The following is a 21616-nucleotide window of genomic DNA, read 5'->3' on the forward strand; positions in this document are numbered from 1 at the left end:
CCACCAAGGGCTATTCTTTCCTTGAAGGGCTGTATCCATCAGAGAAATAGGTAACACACATGCAGATAATCGAGTCGGCAACTACGGAGCTCGCGTCGGAGTGCTTTAAGGATGCAAGCCTGATGATAGTATTTGTGATGAAAATCTAGGTTGCTTTTCTCCGCGCCCTCCGTGGTTCAAGGTTTGGGTTGTAATGCAACACAGAGCTATTTCACCGCATCCCTAGGCTTATCCAATAAGCGGATTTCTTCTTTTAGCCATTGCTCATCTTCAGAGCCCACTTCCAGCAAGATCAGTAGTTTATTCCACCATTCTTTGGCGGCGGCTTTGTCGCCGCGTTCGACGGCGGCGCTGCCTGCCAGCATCAGGGCATCAGGCTCGCTGGCGTTGACGGATAGGGATTTGACGAGTAAATCGGTTGGCTTGCCTTTAAAGCTCTTCTGCTCGATGGCGATTACGCCTGCAAAACGGGCGATTTCTCCTGCGTCTTTTTCAATGGCAGGCCATGCTTTTTCGTAAGCGCTGATTGCTTCCGCGTAGCGGGCTTGCGATCGATAGCTGCGTGCCAACATCAGCCAGCCTTGTTGATCGTTCGGCTCTAAAACCATCCGTGCTTCAAGTTTTTTAACCATGGCGGCGATTTCATTTGGGCCGATATTGGGGAGCTGACGCGTGCTTGGGTCGAGCGCGGTGGGCGTGCCCAGCTTGAAATACAGCCCGCCTGCGGCTAATGGCAAGATCAGTAGCAGAGTGATGACTAGCCCCCGCGCAGGGCGCTCGTTTAGTGTTGGGCTGGCGTTGCCGACTTCGTTAATCAGGCGACTTTCTGCTTCTTGTTGGGCGATGACATGATCGGCTTCGCTTAAACGGCCATAGCGTAAGTCTTCATCCAGTTCGGCCAAAATGGTGTCGTGCAAGGCATAGCGGGCGCGGCGAATATCACCGGCTTGCGAGCGGCCTTTGAGTAGCGGCCAGATCAGCGCGGCTAGTGTGATGACCACCATCAGTGCGCAGATGATGGCAAAGAGGGAGAAAGGATTCATGAGGATGTGCTCCCTTGCGAGCGGCGATAGGTCGACTCAATGAAGATATGGTTTGAAATAATTCTCCAATATGGCAAGCCGTCATCCCCGAATGGTTTTGTCGGGGATCCAGCCGTGCTACTGGATTCCCGCCAAAGGCACGCGGGAATGACGGAGTTTGGAATGTGGAAAATTAATAATGATCTAATCCTGGCGATAGCTAGTGTAATCACCACCATCAGTGCGCAGATTAGGGTAAATAAGCCAAAGTGCGATGTGTTCATTGCGTGTCCTTGCCATTGTTGGTGCCATCAAACTCTGCTCGCAAAGCAGCCAGCTGGGCCGGATCGACCTCGCTGGGGGCGGCCTTTCGGTGGCGAATTTGCCGCAGCAACAGAAACAAACCAATTAAGAGCAGTAGCGGTGGTAACAGCCATAAAAGCAGCGTTCTGGCTTTGAATGGCGGGCGGTAAGTGACAAAGTCACCGTAGCGATCGGTCAGGTGGCTGATGATTTGCGGGTTACTGTCGCCAGCAGCAATGCGCTCCCGCACTTCGCGGCGCAGGTCTTCGGCCAGCGGTGCACGCGAGCTGGCTAGGCTTTCATTTTGGCAAACAAGACAGCGCAGCTCGGTAGATAATTCGACCAATCGTGCTTGGGCAACTACATCACTGGCGGCAGGCGCAGCCACCTTGGCAAAGCTGAGCGCAGGCAGGATGAGGAGCAGGAGTGCGGTGCGTTTTACTAAGACCCTAAGGTCTGTAGACACAGAGGACAGGAAGAACACAGAGCACACAATCGAGTCAACCCAAGGATGTTTTTCTCTGTGTTCTCCGTATTCTCTTTTAGCTCTGTGTCTAAAGATCTTTTCGACCTTAAATTTTGAAAATATATTTCTCATAATCGTGCCTTTTGCAGCTCAGGCAGAAGGGTGTTTTTAAAGATATCGGGGGTGACTGCGCCGATGTGTTTGTAAGTAATATTACCGTTTTTATCGATTACAAAAGTCTCTGGTACGCCATACACGCCGTAATCAATGCCCACTCTGCCATCCCTATCCGCCACGACTACGTTGTAAGGATTGCCACGGTTTTGCAGCCATTCTTTGGCATCCTTATCTAAATCTTTATAAGCCAAGCCAACAATGGTGACTTTGTGCTCTGAGGCAATGCTGTTGAGCACCGGATGCTCCTGAATGCAGGCGCTGCACCATGAGGCCCATACATTGAGTAACCACGCTTGGCCCTTGAGGCTAGCTGGGGAGAACTGCCCTGTGGCATCTAAGCGATCAAGCTTAAATTGCGGCGCAGGCTTGCCGATCAGCACGGAAGGGATTTCACGCGGATTAAGCGTTAAACCCGCCGCCAGCAACAGCGCCAGTGCTGCAAAAATAATTAAAGGAGCAAAGCGTTTCATTAAAACTTCCTAAGCTGCTAAAAGGTCTGTAGATACAGAGAGCGGGAAGAACATAGAGCACACAGAGAAACCCAAAGATAATTTTGTCTTTCTCTGTGTCCTCATTTAGCTCTGTGTCTACAGGTTTTAGGGTTTATTCGCCTGTGTGTTTTTTAGCTAAATGTTTCTGGCGATAGCGGCGGTCGGATAGGGCGATGGCTCCGCCCAGGGCCATTAATATGCAGCCGTACCAGATCCAACCAACCAGTGGTTTGTAATGCACCCGCACCAGCCAATCGCCAGTGAATGGGTTGTTGCCTAGTGGCTCGCCAAGGGATACATAGACATCTTTGAGCGGCGTATGGTGAATCGCCGCTTCGGTCATCGGCATTTGGCTGGAGAAATACTGGCGTTTCTCGGGTTGCATTACGCTGATGGCCTTGCCGTTTTGGCTGAGCGTAAGCTGCCCGGTGAGCGCGGCGTAATTGCTGGCTCGGGTTGATTTCACCGAGTCAAAACTGAGGGTATAGCCCGCAATATTGTGCGTGTCGCCAAAGGCCATGCGTAAATCGTCTTCATGCTCATAGCTTGACACCACGGTCACGCCTGCTACAAACACGGCAATACCAAAGTGGGCGATATGCATGCCAGAAAAAGCCGCAGGCACATTGCATAATGCTCGCCACCATGTGTTGCCATTACGGCGGTTGCTGATTAAGCGGCGGCTCCAGTCACGCACTGAGGTGATCGCCACCCAAAGTGCCACGGCAAGTGCGGCGGCCACGCCCCATTTCCATTGCCCCCAGCAAAGTGGCAGCAAGATGCCACCCACAATCGCCAGAATCATCGGAACGTAATAAGCAAGCCATAGGCCGTGGCCATCTTGGTTTTTCCAGCGCACGCTGCCGCTTAAACCCATGAGCAGCATGGCGGGCATCATCAGTGGAATAAACACGCTGTTGAAATAAGGTGGGCCGACGGAGAGCTTGCCTTGGCCAAGTGCGTCAATCAGCAGCGGGTAAAGCGTGCCAAGAAAAACCGTGGCACAGGCGACCATTAGAATCACATTGTTGGTGAGCAGCAGTGCTTCACGAGAGCACCAGTTAAACGCGCCGCCACCTTCTAGTAAGGGCGCGCGCCATGCATAAAGCGCTAGCGATGCGCCGATCACCACGCAGAGGAAAATCAAAATAAATAAGCCGCGCGCCGGATCGGTGGCAAAGGCGTGTACCGAAGTCAGTACGCCAGATCGCACTAAAAACGTGCCTAAGAGCGAGAGCGAGAAGGTGCCAATCGCTAGCAATACCGTCCAGTGCTTAAAGGCATTGCGTTTTTCGGCCACGGCTAAGGAATGAATTAGCGCCGTTCCGGCCAGCCAAGGCATAAAGGAAGCGTTTTCAACTGGATCCCAAAACCACCAGCCGCCCCAGCCCAATTCGTAATAAGCCCATGCACTGCCCAGCATAATGCCCAGCGTAAGCGAAACCCACGCGGCGGCTGTCCAAGGGCGGCTCCAGCGTGCCCAGCTGGCATCCAGCCGGCCAGAAATCAGTGCTGCCACGGCAAAGGCGAAGGCCACAGAAAAGCCCACATAACCCATATAAAGAAGGGGCGGGTGAAAAATCAGCCCCAAGTCTTGCAGTAGCGGGTTTAAATCTGCGCCATTACTCGGTGCGGGAAGCTGGCGAATAAATGGGCTGGAAGTGAGCAATATAAACAGGTACAGGCCACTGCCTACCCACGCTAACACGCCGCTCACCAACGATTGCACCGAGAGAGGTAGATTGCGTGCAAACACCGCCACCGCTGCACCCCAGCCAGAGAGCATCAACACCCAAAGCAGGAGCGAGCCTTCATGCCCACCCCAAACAGCGGCAAACTTAAACCAGACCGGCAGCAGGCTGTTGGATTGCCGCGCGACATAGCGAATCGAAAAATCGTCTTGCAAAAAAGCCGTGGCCAGCAGCGCAAAGGCCGTGGCGGTAAGGGCTAATTGCAACAGCGCCGCTGGTCTGGCGATGCGCATGGCGGGCAGCCACTGCTTAACCCCGCCCCAAATCCCCAGCGTGCCCTGCACCAGCGCCACCAGTAGCGCCAGAATCAGCGTGAAAGTACCTAGTTCACCAATCATTGTTTTTCCTGTAGTAAAAAGGCTTCAGCTTGGTTTGATGCGAAGCTAAGTCTTGAACCACAGAGAGCACAGAGGACACAGAGAAAACCTGATGCTTTTTGGTTTTCTCTGTGGTGCTCTGTGATCTCGTTTTACTCTGTGGTTCAAGGTTTAGCTCCGATAATAAGGGCGTTGTATGGCTTAAACGCATCGCAAAAAGAGAGCAGAGGGTGGCGCGTGGGCATGAATTGTGCCTACCCTCTATGTTTTGGTTTTATCCGTGTGCTCTGTGTTCTGTTATTAGCTCGGTGTCTACAGACCTTTTAAATCTTTTTATCTGCCGCTTTCTGATGTGCTTTGTTTACTGCATCTTGCGCTTCGGGGGGCATGTAGTTTTCGTCGTGTTTGGCGAGCACTTCGGTGGCGGTGAAGATGCCGTTTTCCCAACTCCCTTCGGCCACTACGCCTTTGCCTTCTTTAAATAAATCCGGCAGCAAACCACGAAATTGCACGGGGATGTTTTTATCGGTGTCGGTCACTGTAAAGCGAATGCTCACGCCATCGCTTGCGCGGATCAGGCTTTTATCCACCACCATCCCGCCCAACCTAAAAGCTCTACCATGCGGCGCTTCACCATTGATAATTTGCGTTGGCGAGTAAAAAAACACTAGGTTTTGGCGAAAAGCATTCACTACAAAAAAAGTAACCAAAGCCAGTGTGATTAAAGCACCCACAATCCAAAATATACGTTTACGTCTGGGGGACATGGGTTTCTCCTATTTGTTGATGATTCTTAGCGTGTTGCTGTCTGTGTACTAAGCCGCAACGCAAAAGAGGTCTTTTTAGTGCCTTCGGTACGGTGATTTTGGTGCGGGAGTCCCTCGGGGGGACTCACTTTCTTGAACGGCCAAGAAAGTAAGCAAAGAAGGCCGCCCCGACCAGCACGAAGGCCCCTCACTGCGGATAATCGGCTCGGCGCAAAAGGCTGCTCGCTCGCTGCCTCGCTACCCCTTTTCCGAAACCCCGATCCGCTTATTCCTCGCTTCGGCGTGCTTCAAGGGGACTTTAAAAAGCCCCGTGCCGAGCGTGTGGTTATTATGTTCTTTCCGTTGTTTGCTACTAAAAAACAACCCGCGTATTTTTTAGCACCGCTCGCGGGTTTTAACCCGCCCTACAATAGCGATGAATGCTCATATCCCTCATCCTCCATCTCCTCCGCCAAAGCCATTCGCCGTAAGTGCTGAATTACTTGCTTGCGTTGTTGCCTGATCAATAGCCACTCCATGCCCAGCCCCAAAACACAGGCTAAGAAAGAGCCCCACACATATAAGCCGTATCCACCCATATGAATAAAATCGCTGAAGCTGGCCCAGTAGAGGGTTGCGAACATTATTTTTCTCCTTGGGCGATGCGCTCTTTTACCCAGCGGGTGTGGCCTTCACGCTGCAAAATCAGTGTGCGAACGCGGGATAGGCATGCTGCGATGCTGTGCATCCATGCCGCCAGCGACATCACCAGCATGGCAATCAGCATGGTGCTGGCCATGCTGCTGCCGTTCTCCATCGAGATCGACGCGCCTTGGTGCAGGGTGTTCCACCATTTCACTGAGAAATAAATCACCGGCACATTAAATACGCCGACGATGGCTAATACTGATCCGGCCTTGTCGGCGCGATCCGGCTCATCAATGCTGCGGGTGAGGGCGATAAAGCCTAAATACAGGAAAAACAGCAGCAGCATGGAGGTGAGCCGTGCATCCCACACCCACCAAGTGCCCCACATCGGCTTGCCCCACAGTGCGCCTGTGAGTAGCGATAAAAATGCCATCAAAGCACCCGTCGGAGCCAAGGCTTGCGCCATCATGGCGGATAAGCGGGTACGCAGAGCCAGATGCATGACCGACCAAAATGCCATGACGATGTAAATAAACATCGCCATCCAGCTGGTGGGTACATGCAGAAAAATAATCCGATAGCCTTCACCCTGCTGTGCTTCACCCGGCGCAATGGCAAAGCCCAGCCACAGCCCCACAGCACAGAACAGCAGGGCTGTAGTCATGAATAGCGGGATCAGCCTTCCTGCCAACGGGTAAAACTGCATGGGGGAGGCGAAAGAAAATAAATTCAGCCAGCGTGGGCCGTTATGGCTTGGTTTCATTGTTTTCCTGAATATTTCTTGTGCGGGCAGCCATGTGTCCGATCCACATAAAGAGCGTTGTACGTAATCTGCTCATTTTTCTTTTCCGCCCTTAAGCAAAAGCTATTCAACCGCCAATCGCACTGCTATTGCCGCCAGCCACGGTGCTAAAAACAACGTTCCGCAAAGAATGGCTGCTAGTAAGGATAATTCGGCCATGCCAGATAAACCGCCAGCCACTGCGGCCACTGCGCCGCTGCCAAAAATAAGCACGGGAGCATAGAGTGGCAAGATGAGTAGCGCTAGCAGCATTTCGCCCTGACGTACACCAATAGTGAGCGCTGCACCGATGCTGCCTAATGCGCTCAGTGTGGGTGTGCCAAGCAGTAGGCTGGCCATCAGCATCAGGAGGGTGTCGCTTTCTAAGCCGTACTGAATACCCAGTAGTGGCGCAATGAGGGTGAGCGGAATGCCGGTGGTGAGCCAGTGGGCAATAATTTTTCCTGCTACCATGACGCTGGTAGGTGCCGCAGTCAAGAGCAGCTGTTCAAGGCTACCATCTTGCCAATCGCTGGCGAATAATCTGGGTAGGGCGAGTAGGTTGGCTAAAATAACCGCCACCCATAACACGCCGGGGCCGATGCGGGCGAGCAGCTTTGGCTCGGGGCCGATGGCCAGTGGGAATAAACAGGCTACTAAAATAAAGAACACAACGCCAACCAATAGGTCGCCGCGCTGCTGCCAAGCCAGTAGTAAGTCTCGTTTGATGATGGCTAAGAAAAAGTGCCCGCTATTCATTCTTGCTGCCTTGGCTAAGGGCAAGATCCAGCTCGATGACTTGTGAAATAGCCGTGGGGAGTGTTTGGTGCGAAGTCAGAATCACTAGCCCACCGCTGCTGAGCTGCTGGCTGATCCAGCCGCCTAATTGATCTTGAGCTTGCGTGTCTAACGCCACAAAAGGCTCGTCAAGCAGCCAGAGTGGGCGGGGCAGAGCCAGTAGTTTAGCGAGTGCCGCCCGCTTTTTTTGCCCTTGGGATAAAGAACGCACGGCCAGATCACACTGGTGGCTCAGGCCCACTTTGGCGAGGGCTTGTAGCGCTGCCTCATCGCTTAAAGGCTGGCCTGCCAGCTCTGCGGCCATGCGTAAATTGGCGTAAGGGCTGAGCAGCTCTTTTAAACCGTCTTTATGCCCTAAATAGTGCAGTGCAGCAGCGTACTGCTCACCAAGGCTTGGCAGTGCTTGTTGTTGCCAATAGATTTCGCCGCTTTGCGGGCGGTTTAATCCTGTAAGCAGCTTGAGTAGCGTGGTTTTGCCCGCTCCATTTGCGCCGCGCAGGTGCAAGCATTGCCCTGAATTTAGGGTAAATGACAGCTTGCTAAATAGCGTGCGGTCGACGCGCAGAGCGGAAAGGCCGGAGACAGAAAGCATAACCCTAGTATAGGGATTTAGCTGTTTTTACTGGCGGGTATTTGGGTCTATCTCGAAAGAGGTAGCCTTAAATACAACAGGCGGGGCCTTTGCGGCGCGCGAAAATAAAAACGCTTGGAATGCATAATGGATGAGATCTATGTTGATCAAGAAGTAACAGGTGCTGGTGTTTCACCTTGTGGCGGCATCAGTCCTTACACTACTTAGTCTCTGATGGCGATTCGGTATGCCGTGGCTTGTGCACTTGGCCGGCCTTACCTCGGCGATCTGAAGCCCTGTAGGCAGGGCCGTAAAGTGTATGCAAATAAAGCCTAACGGACTTGTTGTAGCCACCGTTGCACAGATGTCCTTGCCCATTGGGTGTTGGCGAAGCGCTTTAGTTTCTCTGGCACTGGCTCGCCATTTTTGATCAGGCGTTGCAGCATCAGGGCGAGATCGGTGTCGGCGATACACCATTCGGTAAAGAGTGACGTTTGATTGTCAGAAATGAGTAAATCAGCCATTTTGATGAGTTTATCGGCTGCCGCTTGAGCCTCTGCCGAAAGTGGCTCGTCGTTAGGTGCAAAAAACACCACATGGGTGGAGCGCTCTTGGCGCAGTGGTAGCAAATCACTGCGCAGCCATGCTTGGATTTGTCGTGCTCTAGCGCGCTGTTTGGCGTCTTTGGGGTAGAGCGCGGTATATTGCGGTGCAGGGAATTGCTCTTCTAGGTATTCCGTAATCGCAGAAGATTCAGATAAAGCGAAATCACCCTCCACAAGGGTAGGCACACGGCTAGTCAGAGATCGCTGGCTATAGGTATTTTGCTGTTGATCGCCCGCGTCTAGATTCAGAGTTTTAATTTCAAAAGGCAGGCATTTCTCTAATAGCGCAACAAAGACCGACATTGCGTAAGGGCTGGTAAAAAGAGAATCCGCATAAAGTACAAAAGGTGTTTGGCTCATCGTGGCATCCTTGTTGGCGTGGTTATGGCTGTATTTGCTTACATCTTGCCATCATGTATACGTCAGAAAACTGGCCGTTTCTGAAGGCGTAGTTCTTGCACAGGCCTTCTTTGATAAACCCATGTTTTTCATAGAGGGCGAGGGCGGGCAGATTATCGGTGTAGACCGATAATTCAATACGGCAGATTGCCTGCCATTGCTCGGCTAAATCAATTGCCGCCAGTAATAAAGCATCACCCACACCCTGCCTGCGGGTGCTGCTTTTTACCGCCATGCCGATGCTGGCCACATGCTTGCGGCGCAGATTGCTCTCAAGGTGCAAACCCAGCTGCCCTAGTACCTCAGTGCCTTGCACGGCAACCAGACTATAGGTGTTATTGGTGGGGGTGAGCCTTGCTTCCCATTTTTCTTGGGATGGGAATGGCGCTTGTAGGGTGGCGGAATAATTACTAGGCTCTGCGTACAGCTGGCGAATTTGTTCTATATCTTGTTTTTCACTATGCCTGATGCTGTACATGTGGCCACCTCTTTTACTATATGTTTGTAAGGCTAGTGTATCAATCGGAATGAATACTGTCAGTATTTATTCGTGGCGAACAAGGGCTAAAGTGTAAGGTGGCTAGCAGCCTGCCGGATTTGGCTATATTTCACGCATTTTCTCCTTGCATAGCCAGCTATTCGCCTCAAAAACTCGCGAAATCTGTCTCAAACCGGTCTTTCCCTCGCTACGATCGCTTAAGTCCGACTGGCTGCTAGGGGTCGTTATTCGCTGTTTTGTTGCTTTTTTGTTTGATAACGTCACAATAATGTCACTTTATTGGTAATTGTTCTCGTTTGAGATGGGAGGAGTGAGTGTCATAATAAAAAGCAGTAATGTGCACGGCCATCGTTTGTTTTACCTAGGGTCTGTTGACGTTTCATTCACGGCTGCGTTTGGCCCAGTTTTGGGGCTGAACAAGGAGAAAATGGCGACATGGTACGAGTACCATGAGCGATTTTTAACTTTCGTTCCGCCCCAAAAATGGGCTAAACCCGAAGGGCTGAGCCGGAAAATGGCCATTCACTGCGTTATGCTCCTCGACAATAACCCGTTATTGTCTTCGTCACACGCCTTGTGCTTGGCCGTTTTCCGGCTCAGCGCAATTGTGAATGAAACGTCAACAGACCCTAGCAGCCTGTCGTACTTAGACGGTCGAAGCGAAAAATCGCATGGTCGAGACCAGATTTTGCCGGATTTGCAGCGCCAATAACGAGTTATTGGTCAAAAATCTGGTGAAATATAGGTCGATCAGGTGATTTTGCAGCTGATTGATGCTAAGTCCGACAGGCTGCTAGGTATGCAGTTTGGTGAGGCGGCTGGCTTATCTAATATGGCGTGATTCAACGTATTTAATATAGGGACTAGGGTTTGTTTATTTCGTTTGAAAAGAAGACTTACGGTGCTTGCTTGGCGAGTTTGCTTGCTTTGAGTTTTAGTCAGCCAAGCTATGCGAATGATGTGGCTGAGCCCTCTGCAAAGTATGCATTAGATCAACAGGTAATCACTGGTGTGAAGGCACAAACCCACGATGTGCTTGGCTCTGAGCTTGCCGCGCAGCCAGAGCTTGAGCTGGTTACTCCGCTGGCATTAGGCCCGCAGCGAGGCAATGATCGGCAAGGAGATCTCGTGATTGACCGCCGCATGTTTAAGCATCTGCGTGTGGAAAAGAATGCTAATGTTTTGCTAGGGGAAAAGGAATTACAAGAGAGCGAAGCGTTACGCTCGAAACTTGCAAAAAGTGCGTTTGCAGAGGCTTTAGAAAAGGCAAAGCTTGAAGGAGATGCTCGTGCCGATCGGGCGGCAAGAAAACGCGAGTCAGATTGGCAACAGAGACAGCTATACGAGTGTGTTCCTGTGCTGCGCGAATTCGATAAAGAGGTACATGCTAGGTCAAAGCATAATCAGTTGTTCAATAATCATTGCGCACCACAGGTGAGTGGCGTGCCTTTGCCGCAGCATGGCGTGTTTCCTCAGTAAAGTCGCTTATCCCGTGGTGCGGCACGGGCAAGTGTTTATTTAATCATGAGTAAAAAGTAAGCAAGGGGTGGAATAAGTAGCCCCATGCCGGAGAGCAGCATTTTGCCTGGCCATGCAGCAATCTGCCAGCGGCGTAGGCAATACACTGCAGCGACAGGAAAAACGGCCAGCATTCCAGCCGCCCAAAACCAGTTTTTATTGCCCAGTGCCGTCATTAAAGACACCATCAGCCCAACAAAACACAGTGCAATGCCAATAGAAAAAACAATCACTAAGAGGCCGATTAGCCAAGGTGAGGTAAGAAGAAGCACGGTTTTTCCCTGAGTATTGATCGTATGCCGGGTGGGCGCAGCCCTAGACCGTCTGCGCGGTGAGGGAATGAGTGCGTGGGCATCATAACTTGCCCACCCTCAATTTGTTTTAGATGGCGTAGCTATCTGGGCGAGCGGGCGTGCCGGTTGATTGAGTCAGAATCTCATAGCCTGTTTCCGTCACCAAAATGGTGTGTTCCCACTGGGCGGATAAACTGCGATCTTTGGTGACGATGGTCCAGCCATCGCTCATGCCTTTAATGTCGCGCTTACCGGCGTTAATCATTGGCTCAATGGTGAAAATCATGCCGACTTTGATTTCTGGGCCAGTTCCTGCTTTGCCATAGTGCAGCACTTGTGGCTCTTCGTGGAATTTAGTGCCGATGCCGTGGCCACAGAATTCACGCACCACAGAATAGCCAGCACCTTCGGCGTATTTTTGAATGGCTGCGCCGATATCACCAAAGCGTGCGCCTGGTTTTACCTGATCAATCCCAATCCACATTGCGTTGTAAGTGACTTTAGCCAAGCGGCGTGCAGGAGCGCTAACATCGCCAACCAAGTACATGCGGCTGTTGTCGCCGTGGTAACCATCTTTAATAACGGTGATGTCTAGGTTTACGCAGTCGCCGCTTTTAAGTGGCTTATCTGCAGGAATGCCGTGGCACACCACTTGATTCACTGAGGTGCAAATGGCTTTAGGGTAAGGCGTGTAACCTGGTGGGCAGTAATTCAGCGGTGCAGGGATAGTGCCTTGTACGTCACGCATATATTCATGGCAAAGACGATCGATCTCAGCGGTAGTAACGCCAACGGTTACAAATGGGGTGATGTAATCGAGTACTTCACTGGCAAGCTTGCCAGCAACGCGCATTTTGGCGATATCATCGGCATTTTTAATAACGATAGACATGTGTGGGCCTCAAAATAAGGAAGAGAGGGTGTGGCCTCTCTTCTTAGTGTTCTTTACATTAGGCAGTGTCTTTCAATAATTGTACCCTTTGCGGGTGTTTGTCCTGTTAAGGATATTCAGCGCTCGGATAGTTATTGACAGCTCTTGCTTTAGCGTAATTCTGCTGCCTTAGTGTTTTTACTTTCAGGCAGTACGATGTTAACTTCTAAAACTTCAAAATCATCTTTGCGATCCAGTTGAACAATGATGTCTTCTGGATTAATCGCTACATATTTAGAGATGACGGCAATCAGCTCTTTTTGCAATTGGGGCAGGTAATCAGGGGTATTTCTACCGTTTCTTTCGTGCGCCAAAATAATTTGCAAACGCTCTCTTGCAACCGACGCTGTTTTTTTCTTTTCACCGAAGAAATAGCTCAGAATAGACATGCTTAACCCCCGAATAGCCGTTTCCAGAACGGTGCCTTGGGTGTTTCAATAAAACGTAATGGACGCTCTTCACCCAAGAAACGGGCGACCACATCTTTGTAAGCCTCAGAAACATCGCTGCCCGCTAGGTGAATTGCTGGACTGCCCGAGTTTGACGCTTGTAACACGCTTTCGGATTCTGGAATTACGCCGATCAATTTAATGCGCAATAAGTGCTGAACATCATCAAGCGATAACATCTCGCCTGAATCAACCCGCTTAGGACTATAGCGGGTAATCAGTAGGTGCGTTTTTACTGTGCCACCGTCTTCGGCGCGTTTAGATTTAGCATCTAAAATGCCGATGATGCGGTCTGAATCTCTAACGGATGAAACTTCAGGGTTGGTCACGACGATAGCTTCTTCGGCAAAATAAAGTGCCATAAACGCACCCGTTTCAATGCCTGCTGGGCTATCGCAAATAATGTAATCAAAGTTGCTTTGTTCCAACTCTTTTAGAACTTTTTCCACGCCTTCTTTAGATAGCTCGTCTTTGTCACGGGTTTGTGATGCAGGCAAGATATAAAGGTTGTCGCAGTTTTTATCTTTAATCAATGCTTGGTTAAGCGTGGCTTCACCCTTGATAACATTGACGAAATCGTAAACCACACGGCGCTCGCAACCCATGATTAGATCAAGGTTGCGCAGGCCCACATCAAAATCAATCACGGCCGTTTTGAAGCCGCGCAGAGCAAGGCCAGAGGCAAAGCTGGCGCTAGTGGTGGTTTTGCCAACGCCGCCCTTGCCTGATGTGATAACAATGATTTTTGCCACTATAAATCCCCTGATTTCTTTATATTTAATTAGTTTCGTTTAAGGCTTCGATCACGATCTTTTCTTGATCTAAGTAGATTTGTGCTGGTTTGGTGCGTATCGAATCGGGTAGATCTTCTTGTAAAGAGCGGTATATGCCTGCAATAGACACGAGTTCGGCCTCCATGCAGGTAGTAAAAATTCTGGCCTGATTATCACCCTTTGCACCCGCTAGCGCACGACCACGCAAAGGCGCGTAGACGTGAATGTTGCCATCGGCAATCACTTCAGCGCCTGCAGATACCAGCGCCAACACGATTAAATCGCCGCCTTTGGCATAAACCTGCTGCCCAGTGCGCACTGGCCGCGTAATCACCAGCGCGGGCTGCGGGGGTGCGGCTTTATTGGGGATGGGGGTGGAGAGAGAATCATCTTGCAAAATAACCAAACCTGCTGATGCGGCTGCGAGTTTTTGATCGCTGTTGCCGCCATGTACGGCGATTGGCAAGAGGCAAAATTGTTGTAAAAGTCTAACTAAAGTGCCAACTTCCAGTGCAGACGGCAGTTCGGGTAAGCTACTAAAATCAACAATAAGTTGCTCGCCGGCCAGGAAATGCTCACGCCCACCGAGCTTTTCAAGCAGTGCTGCTTCTAATCGGCTGGGGTCTAGTGTGGCGGGGACAAAAGACAGGAGTTTGATGCTGCTGCTTTTAAACTCAAAAATACTGTCTAAATCAGAGGCCGAATGTGTCATGCGAGTAAGCCGATTAAGTGCGTTGATCGTTGAGGGCTCGAGTTTACCGTGTAGCGCAACGGCAAGGAAGCTGTGTTATGGCGTAAGCACAAATGAATGAATGATCGAGGGGATGTCGCAAGCAAATTTATAAACCTCCCTTGATTGTTTTGCTTCGCTAAAGCAAATCAATACGCTAGCTACATAAACCACGAAATACACAAAAAGAAGCGACAGCATGACTGGTTTGGATATAGGCGATCACTGCCTGCAATAACTAGCCGTCTTGTTGAGATTATCCGTTTCATTTCGTGTTTTTAGTGGATTAACCATTCATATTTTTTAGTAGGTACGGCGTACCAAGCCTGTGCGGTGCATGATGGTGGTGGCCAATTCCTCAATCGACATGCGGGTGGTGTTGAGGTAGGGCACCCCCACATGGCGCATCAGCGCTTCGGCTTCGGCGATTTCAAAGCGGCAATTTTCAATGGATGAGTATTTGCTATCGGGTTTTCTTTCTTCGCGAATTTCTGTTAATCGCTCAGATTCAATCGTTAAACCAAACAATTTATTACGATAGGGGAGGAGTAATTTGGGCATGGTATGGTTGCCAAAGTCTTCTGGGGTCAGCGGATAATTGGCGGCTTTTATTCCAAATTGCAGGGCTAAATAGAGACAGGTAGGTGTTTTTCCTGATCTTGAGACGCCCACTAGGATTAAATCGGCCTCAGAAAGATCGCGCGGCATCACGCCATCATCGTGGTTAAGCGTGAAATTTACCGCATCAATTCGATTTTTATACTCTTCAAAATTCACAATTGCGTGCGATTTACCCACTGTATGCGAAGAGTCTTGGCCAAGCTCGGCTTCAAGTGGCCCAATAAACATCTCAAAGAAATCGATGACTAAAGCTTCAGGTACATGGGTTAGCTTACGTATGACTGGGTCTACTACCGTGCTAAAAACCAGTGGCCTGCATCCGTCGATGACGGAATGCTTACGGATCTCCAAAGCCACTTCGATGGCTTTTTCAGGGGTGTCTACGTATGGAATGGTCACTCGGTGAAATGTGACGTCTTCAAATTGGGTAAGCAGCGAGTGGCCAAGCATTTCGGCAGTAATACCAGTTCTGTCGGAGACAAAGAAAGCCGTGCGACGCATCGTAAATCTCCAAAAATTGTGTGTGTGTGGGCATGCCGTATATTTGCGGCTAGCCAGTCTATGAAAGGGTGTTCTAAGCACAAAAAAGCCAGTTTGAGTTTGGTTTTGCACTTTTTTTCCATCAATAGTAAGCTTTTTACTCGAAAATACAAAAAATCTGTCACTACCTTATTCTGCTCTGTTTTGGCTAGCCCCTGTTCTAGCAAGGGCTGCGCCGCTAGTAATGGATTTTCATGTAATGGATTATCCTGAGTTGTCTCTTAGCGCTCTCAGCCTAAAATGCACTCAGTTTATCGCAACGCAACATTTAAGAGGCCCGCACCATGTCCGAACGCTATGTGATCGATTTCGCCCATCTGCGTATGCACGATGTAGAACAGGTAGGCGGTAAAAACGCCTCGCTCGGTGAGATGATCTCTCAGCTTACAGAAAAAGGTGTGTCTGTTCCCGGTGGTTTCGCAACTACCGCAGCGGCATATCGACAATTTTTAGCCCATCAAGGCTTAGCCGATCGTATCGATGCAGCCATGAGCAGCTTAGATGTGGATGATGTGCGCCAGCTCGCCATCGTGGGTAAGCAAATCCGCACTTGGATTTTAGAAACACCATTCCCAGCGCAGCTGGAAGCAGAGATTAAAGAACATTATAAACTGCTTGGCGACGATGTAACCGTTGCTGTGCGCTCTTCTGCTACAGCCGAAGATTTGCCGGATGCGTCTTTTGCTGGTCAGCAAGAAACATTTCTGAATATTCGTGGCTTTGAAAATGTCTTAGTTGCGATGAAAGAAGTGTTTGCATCGCTTTATAATGACCGCGCTATTTCCTACCGCGTGCATAAAGGTTTTGATCATAAGCTAGTAGCGCTATCAGCGGGTATTCAGCGCATGGTGCGCTCGGATCTTGGCGCGGCAGGGGTGTTGTTTACGATCGACACCGAAACCGGTTTCGATCAAGTGGTGTTTGTAACGGCGTCTTATGGCCTGGGTGAAACCGTGGTGCAAGGCGCGGTAAATCCTGATGAGTTTTATGTGCATAAACCAACGCTGCGTGCAGGCCGCCCAGCGATTGTGCGCCGCCACTTAGGTGGCAAAGCCATCAAGATGGAATTCGATCTGGAAGCGGTAGCAGGTAAATCCGTTAAAACCGTTGATGTTGCGCTAACGGAGCGCAGTAAGTTTTCGATTAGCGATGCCGAAGTAGAAGAGCTAGCACGCTACGCTTTAATTATTGAAGAGCATTATGGCCGCGCGATGGATGTAGAGTGGGGCCGTGATGGGATTGATGGCAAATTGTATATCTTGCAAGCGCGCCCAGAAACGGTGAAATCGCAAGAAAGCAATGCCGAGAAGCTCACCAAATTCCGCATGTTAGAAACCGGTAAGGTGCTGGCTGAAGGCCGCTCTGTTGGGCAAAAAATTGGCCAAGGCCGTGTGCGCGTGATTCGTGATGTATCCGAAATGGATAAAGTTGAAGCTGGCGATGTGCTGGTGTCTGATATGACCGATCCAGATTGGGAGCCGGTAATGAAGCGCGCTTCTGCTATCGTGACCAACCGTGGCGGCCGTACTTGTCACGCAGCGATTATCGCGCGTGAATTAGGTATTCCTGCGGTAGTGGGGTGCGGCGATGCAACACGCGTCTTAAAAGACGGTGACTTGGTCACGGTATCTTGCGCTGAAGGTGATACGGGTAATGTTTACGAAGGTATTTTAAAGTTTGAGCGCATGGATACCTCGCTCGGGCATATGCCTGAATCGCCAGTTAAAATAATGATGAACGTGGGCAATCCAGAGTTGGCATTTGAATTTTGCCAATTGCCAAATGAAGGCGTAGGTTTGGCCCGCTTAGAATTCATTATTAACCGCATGATTGGTGTGCATCCCAAAGCCCTGTTGGCCTACCCACATTTGCAGCCTGAGCTAAAAGCGCAGGTTGAAGAACGTATTGCTGGCTACCGCAGTGCGGTTGATTTTTATGTGGATAAAATCGCCGAAGGGATTTCAACGCTGGCCGCAGCTTACTGGCCGAAAAAAGTGATTGTGCGTTTGTCTGACTTTAAGTCAAATGAATACGCAAACTTGATTGGTGGCAGCGAGTATGAGCCGCACGAAGAAAACCCAATGATCGGTTTTCGTGGTGCAGCGCGTTATGTGGATAAAAGCTTCCGTGATTGCTTTGAGCTTGAATGCCGTGCGGTTAAGAAAGTACGCGATGTAATGGGCCTGACCAATGTAGAAGTCATGATTCCCTTTGTGCGCACCTTAAAAGAAGCAGAGTGCGTGATCGATTTGCTCGAGCGCAATGGCCTGAAGCGCGGTGTTAATGATTTGCGCGTGATTATGATGTGTGAAATTCCTGCCAATGCCGTGTTGGCTGATCGATTCTTACAGTTCTTTGATGGGTTCTCGATTGGCTCAAACGATATGACGCAGCTGACGCTTGGGATTGACCGTGATTCTGGCGGGCCTGTTTCTGTATCGTTTGATGAGCGTGATGATGCCGTGAAAGCGATGTTGTCAATGGCGATTAAAGCCTGCCGCAAAGCCAACAAGTACGTGGGTATTTGTGGCCAAGGCCCTCAGATCATCCAGATTTTGCGCAGTGGTTGGTAGAAGAGGGCATTGAAACTATTTCGCTGAATCCTGATACCGTGATTGAAACTTGGCTTTATTTGGCAGGTGCAAAGGCTAAATAGTCGTATTGAAATACTTTGTGCTGATTTAATGCCGTATTTGCGGCATTAATCTTGAACAAAACAGAAGCGGCGGGTTACGATTGTAGCTCGCCGCTTTTTATTTAAAAAAAGGAATTCTTGTATGTCCCATACCCGTGCTGATTTTGACCAATATATGGTCCCTAATTATGCCCCAGCCGCCTTTGTACCTGTGCGCGGAGCAGGGAGCCGAGTTTGGGATCAAGATGGCCGAGAATATGTGGATTTAACCGGCGGGATTGCCGTTAATGCACTAGGCCATTGCCATCCCGCGCTGGTATTTGCCTTAAATGAGCAGGGTAGCAAGCTGTGGCATTTATCAAATGCGTTTACTAATGAGCCCGCGCTCGATTTAGCGCAAAAATTGGTGGATGCTACTTTTGCAGAGCGGGTGTTCTTTTGTAACTCTGGCGCAGAAGCCAATGAAGCAGCACTAAAATTAGCCCGCCGCGCTGCTATTGAGCGCTTTGGGGATAAAAAACATAAAGTACTTTCCGCGTTAAATTCATTCCATGGACGCACTTTTTTTACGGTATGCGTGGGTGGACAACCGAAGTATTCCGATGGCTTTGGCCCAAAACCAGCGGGTATTGAATACTTTGAATACAATAATTTAGCTGCGTTAGAAGCCCTGATCGATGATGATACAGCCTGTGTGATTATCGAGCCAATTCAAGGTGAAGGCGGTGTTGTGCCCGCCACGGCGGCGTTTATCGCTGGCGTGCGTGCCTTGTGTGATAGGCACCATGCATTTCTGATTTTTGATGAAGTACAAAGTGGCGCAGGCCGTACCGGTAGCCTATACGCCTATCAAGAGTTCGGCGTGACACCCGATATCCTTACCAGCGCTAAAGGCATTGGTGGGGGCTTCCCCCTAGGCTGCATGCTCACTACTCACGACATTGCCAAACATTTGGCGGTAGGCACGCACGGCACCACTTACGGTGGCAATCCTTTGGCTTGCGCAGTGGGCAATGCCCTGCTGGATGTGGTGAATACGCCTGTGGTATTGGCTGGGGTAAAAGCTAAACGTGCATTGTTTGTGGCGGCTTTGAATCAGATTAATGAAAAATATGCGGTATTCGCGGATGTTCGCGGTATGGGTTTATTGATAGGTGCAGAGCTTAGCCCTGCATTTGCTGGTCGTGCGAAAGATCTGCTTAATTTAGCGGTAAAAGAAAGTCTGATGATTTTAATGGCTGGCCCAAATGTGATTCGGTTTGCGCCCTCTTTAGTGATTACTGATGGGGATATTCAAGAGGCGATGCAAAGATTCGAGCGTGCCGTAGTGGCATTTACTGTATAAGCTTTTTCATCGCGGCAGGATTGCGGTGGATTAAACAAACGACTCTTAGAGTCGTTTGTTTTCACATCAATCCGCCCAACACTGCTTACAGTGGCATAAGGCGACTAAAAGCCAAGCACTATTAATGCTCGTTTCAAAGGAATGTCTTGATGTTCCTAGCTTCTTGGTTATCTTCAAGTAGGCTTCAGCCTGAAGAAGGGGCTTTGGAGTTGCGATAGCAGCTAGGTTTATGATTTGCGGATATGTCATTGAAAGTTTAACTTGTGCCGTATTTAAGCGTTAATGATATAAAAACTAATTTAAAGAATATTCCAATGAAACAATGGGCTATGCATGCTCAGAGCACTTTATATTGTTGCAAAGTGCGGTTTTTAGAGCGGGTTGTAAGTTCAATAGGCTACAAGTAGATGAGTCAAAAAATTATTTCACAATGGATTGTGTACGGATGCTTGCAATTGGCTATAGCGCTGCCTGCGCTTGCAGAAGAGCCCGTGCTGTCGTGGAGTGGTTTTGCAACGCTGGGTGGCGTGTATAACAGTAGCGATCAAGGCGATTTTTTACGTGATTTGTCTCAACGCAAAGGGGCGGGCTACACCCAGCGTTTCGATCTTGGCGTGGATTCAAGGCTAGGCCTTCAATTTGATCTTAAAGTAAATGAAACACTTTCAGCGACTGCACAAGTGATCAGTTTGCGCCGTTATAACAATACATTTACCCCTGATATTAATTGGGCTTTTGTTAAATACTCGCCGAATGAGTCGGTGCAAGCTCGAGTTGGGCGGCTTGGTTTTGATGTGTATATGCAGGCCGATTCACAGCATGTGGGCTATTCCTATTTGCCTGTTCGTCCACCCGTTGATTATTACAGTGGGTTGACCATTAGTTTTATTGATGGTGCAGATTTAGTCATTCGGCACCCCTTGGGAGAAGGCATTGCCACCGCAAAAGTATTTATTGGGGAGGCAAAAGAAAAACTTCCCATTGCTGGCATTGACGATAATCTTAATTTGGCAGGCTCATTAGTATGGGGTGCCTATTTAGATTACCAATGGCAAAATTGGCAATTTAGGAGTGGTTATGCTCAAGTTACTTTAGAAAATGAGTTGCCGGGTTTTGATACGCCAGTGGCTGTTTTACGCTCACCTCGAATTAATGCCATTAATCCTAGTTTGGCGGCCTTTGCCGATGCGGCGGTGGTAAAAGGAAAGCAGGTTGAATTTTTATCTGCAGGCCTTGCCTATGACAATGGGCCATTACAAATTCAGCTGATGTTTCGCAGTTTATTAAATAATATGATTACTTATCCGGATAATGATGCAGGTTATATTATTTTTGGCTATCGCATAGGGAAATTTACTCCTTTTATGGCTTATTCTGAAATTGTCACCTCAGGAATGAATAAAAATGCAGGCCTGCCTGATGCACCGATTTTTTCAGTATTGAATACATTTATTAAAAATGTACAGAGTATTTCTTTGGATGGCCAGCGCACTTATTCGATGGGTGTTCGCTATGACGTTATGCGTAATATGGATTTAAAATTTCAAATTGATAATGTGCGCAGCAGAAATTCATTTCTGTGGGCAAATAAACAGCCTGGTTGGGATGGGAATGGCACAATTTATAGCTTAACGTTAGATTGTATCTTTTAAGGCAATGTAATGCGAATCTATGCCTTTTTCTTTTATTTTCTATTAAGTCACGCTGTTTTTGCTGCGGACTGGGTGGTGATTGTCCACCCCAATAGCGGTGTAGAAAAGCTGAGTAAAAATGAAGTGGTTAATATTTTTATGGGGCGCTATCGTAAGTTTCCTTCTGGGCAAAATGCGGTGCCACTTGATATTATTTCCCCTCCGACTGACCGTGAGCAGTTTTATAAATTTCTGCTAAATAAAGAATTAGCCGATGTGGATGCTTACTGGGCAAGGTTGAAATTTTCAGGGCAAGTTGCGCCGCCTACCCCCGTGGATGATACGGATATTGTTTTAAATATGGTTGCTAATCATGTTGGCTATATTGCCTATTGCGATAAAAAGAAAATTAACTCTAAAGTTAAAGTGGTTTTGGATTTAAGTCTTTGATGCAATTTTTATTGTTTATTGTTTATTTTTGCGCAAAAAAAGCCATATGCTGCTTGATGCACCTCTATCCCTTAATGTCGATTTTTTCAGATACACGACAAAAAATGAACAAGTGGCATAATCAGG

Annotated in this window: 21 protein-coding genes and 1 pseudogene; 5 read left to right on the plus strand and 17 right to left on the minus strand. The window is 49.1% G+C overall.

Going from position 1 to position 21616, the window contains the following annotated elements; all coding sequences use genetic code 11:
• Positions 1 to 206: 206 nt before the first annotated feature.
• The 11 genes from ccmI to C1H71_RS16665 form a co-directional block, all read right to left on the minus strand.
• Positions 207 to 1043, minus strand: coding sequence for a c-type cytochrome biogenesis protein CcmI (gene ccmI, locus C1H71_RS16615; RefSeq protein WP_130107556.1), 837 nt, complete (start codon positions 1041 to 1043; stop codon positions 207 to 209).
• Positions 1044 to 1302: 259 nt separating this feature from the next.
• On the minus strand, positions 1303 to 1809 hold the full coding sequence (locus C1H71_RS16620; RefSeq protein WP_188053370.1) for a cytochrome c-type biogenesis protein: 507 nt from the start codon (positions 1807 to 1809) through the stop codon (positions 1303 to 1305).
• A 110-nt stretch (positions 1810 to 1919) separates the two neighbouring features.
• Positions 1920 to 2438 carry a DsbE family thiol:disulfide interchange protein gene (locus C1H71_RS16625; RefSeq protein ID WP_130107558.1) on the minus strand — a complete coding sequence of 173 codons (519 nt, stop codon included), beginning with the start codon at positions 2436 to 2438 and terminating at the stop codon, positions 1920 to 1922.
• 133 nt (positions 2439 to 2571) lie between these two features.
• Positions 2572 to 4548, minus strand: a complete 1977-nt coding sequence (locus tag C1H71_RS16630; protein WP_130107559.1) for a heme lyase CcmF/NrfE family subunit — start codon at positions 4546 to 4548, stop codon at positions 2572 to 2574.
• A 302-nt stretch (positions 4549 to 4850) separates the two neighbouring features.
• Positions 4851 to 5294, minus strand: a complete 444-nt coding sequence (ccmE, locus tag C1H71_RS16635) for a cytochrome c maturation protein CcmE (protein ID WP_130107560.1) — start codon at positions 5292 to 5294, stop codon at positions 4851 to 4853.
• Positions 5295 to 5698: 404 nt separating this feature from the next.
• Positions 5699 to 5917: a heme exporter protein CcmD gene (gene ccmD, locus C1H71_RS16640; RefSeq protein WP_130107561.1), complete on the minus strand. Its 219-nt coding sequence runs from the start codon at positions 5915 to 5917 to the stop codon at positions 5699 to 5701.
• Positions 5917 to 6684, minus strand: a complete 768-nt coding sequence (gene ccmC, locus C1H71_RS16645) for a heme ABC transporter permease CcmC (protein ID WP_130107562.1) — start codon at positions 6682 to 6684, stop codon at positions 5917 to 5919. The genes ccmD and ccmC overlap by 1 nt, the downstream gene beginning before the upstream one ends.
• Positions 6685 to 6786: 102 nt before the next feature.
• Positions 6787 to 7461 (minus strand): heme exporter protein CcmB, encoded by a 675-nt coding sequence (gene ccmB / locus C1H71_RS16650; protein WP_130107563.1) that lies wholly within the window; start codon positions 7459 to 7461, stop codon positions 6787 to 6789.
• Positions 7454 to 8092, minus strand: coding sequence for a cytochrome c biogenesis heme-transporting ATPase CcmA (ccmA, locus tag C1H71_RS16655; protein WP_130107564.1), 639 nt, complete (start codon positions 8090 to 8092; stop codon positions 7454 to 7456). The genes ccmB and ccmA overlap by 8 nt, the downstream gene beginning before the upstream one ends.
• Before the next feature lie 311 nt (positions 8093 to 8403).
• Complete coding sequence (yfcF, locus tag C1H71_RS16660; protein ID WP_130107565.1) at positions 8404 to 9036, minus strand: glutathione transferase; 633 nt, start codon at positions 9034 to 9036, stop codon at positions 8404 to 8406.
• A gap of 22 nt (positions 9037 to 9058) precedes the next feature.
• Positions 9059 to 9553, minus strand: coding sequence for a GNAT family N-acetyltransferase (locus tag C1H71_RS16665; protein ID WP_130107566.1), 495 nt, complete (start codon positions 9551 to 9553; stop codon positions 9059 to 9061).
• A gap of 891 nt (positions 9554 to 10444) precedes the next feature.
• Here C1H71_RS16665 and C1H71_RS16670 point away from each other — a divergent pair.
• The gene (locus tag C1H71_RS16670; protein WP_130107567.1) at positions 10445 to 11053 is read left to right on the plus strand and encodes a hypothetical protein; all 609 of its coding nucleotides are present in this window, start codon (positions 10445 to 10447) and stop codon (positions 11051 to 11053) included.
• 35 nt (positions 11054 to 11088) lie between these two features.
• Here C1H71_RS16670 and C1H71_RS16675 read toward each other — a convergent pair whose 3' ends face one another.
• From C1H71_RS16675 to ppsR, 6 genes are all read right to left on the minus strand, one after another.
• Complete coding sequence (locus C1H71_RS16675) at positions 11089 to 11364, minus strand: hypothetical protein (RefSeq protein ID WP_130107568.1); 276 nt, start codon at positions 11362 to 11364, stop codon at positions 11089 to 11091.
• A 109-nt stretch (positions 11365 to 11473) separates the two neighbouring features.
• Positions 11474 to 12277 carry a type I methionyl aminopeptidase gene (gene map, locus C1H71_RS16680; RefSeq protein ID WP_130107569.1) on the minus strand — a complete coding sequence of 268 codons (804 nt, stop codon included), beginning with the start codon at positions 12275 to 12277 and terminating at the stop codon, positions 11474 to 11476.
• 149 nt (positions 12278 to 12426) lie between these two features.
• On the minus strand, positions 12427 to 12705 hold the full coding sequence (gene minE, locus C1H71_RS16685; RefSeq protein ID WP_130107570.1) for a cell division topological specificity factor MinE: 279 nt from the start codon (positions 12703 to 12705) through the stop codon (positions 12427 to 12429).
• A 2-nt stretch (positions 12706 to 12707) separates the two neighbouring features.
• Positions 12708 to 13517, minus strand: a complete 810-nt coding sequence (minD, locus tag C1H71_RS16690; RefSeq protein ID WP_130107571.1) for a septum site-determining protein MinD — start codon at positions 13515 to 13517, stop codon at positions 12708 to 12710.
• Between the two features lie 25 nt (positions 13518 to 13542).
• The gene (gene minC, locus C1H71_RS16695; RefSeq protein WP_130107572.1) at positions 13543 to 14250 is read right to left on the minus strand and encodes a septum site-determining protein MinC; all 708 of its coding nucleotides are present in this window, start codon (positions 14248 to 14250) and stop codon (positions 13543 to 13545) included.
• 321 nt (positions 14251 to 14571) lie between these two features.
• Positions 14572 to 15390 carry a posphoenolpyruvate synthetase regulatory kinase/phosphorylase PpsR gene (gene ppsR, locus C1H71_RS16700; protein WP_130107573.1) on the minus strand — a complete coding sequence of 273 codons (819 nt, stop codon included), beginning with the start codon at positions 15388 to 15390 and terminating at the stop codon, positions 14572 to 14574.
• Positions 15391 to 15713: 323 nt separating this feature from the next.
• Here ppsR and ppsA point away from each other — a divergent pair.
• The 4 genes and pseudogenes from ppsA to C1H71_RS16720 all read left to right on the plus strand — a co-directional run bounded on the left by ppsA (position 15714) and on the right by C1H71_RS16720 (position 21490).
• Positions 15714 to 18085: pseudogene (ppsA, locus tag C1H71_RS16705) on the plus strand (phosphoenolpyruvate synthase).
• A 121-nt stretch (positions 18086 to 18206) separates the two neighbouring features.
• Positions 18207 to 19409, plus strand: coding sequence for an aspartate aminotransferase family protein (locus tag C1H71_RS16710; protein WP_130107574.1), 1203 nt, complete (start codon positions 18207 to 18209; stop codon positions 19407 to 19409).
• A gap of 407 nt (positions 19410 to 19816) precedes the next feature.
• Complete coding sequence (locus C1H71_RS16715) at positions 19817 to 21061, plus strand: porin (RefSeq protein WP_130107575.1); 1245 nt, start codon at positions 19817 to 19819, stop codon at positions 21059 to 21061.
• 9 nt (positions 21062 to 21070) lie between these two features.
• Positions 21071 to 21490 carry a hypothetical protein gene (locus C1H71_RS16720; RefSeq protein WP_130107576.1) on the plus strand — a complete coding sequence of 140 codons (420 nt, stop codon included), beginning with the start codon at positions 21071 to 21073 and terminating at the stop codon, positions 21488 to 21490.
• The last annotated feature ends 126 nt before the right edge of the window (positions 21491 to 21616 follow it).

Source organism: Iodobacter fluviatilis (assembly GCF_004194535.1).
In the GTDB taxonomy this organism is placed as follows: Bacteria; Pseudomonadota; Gammaproteobacteria; order Burkholderiales; family Chitinibacteraceae; genus Iodobacter; species Iodobacter fluviatilis_A.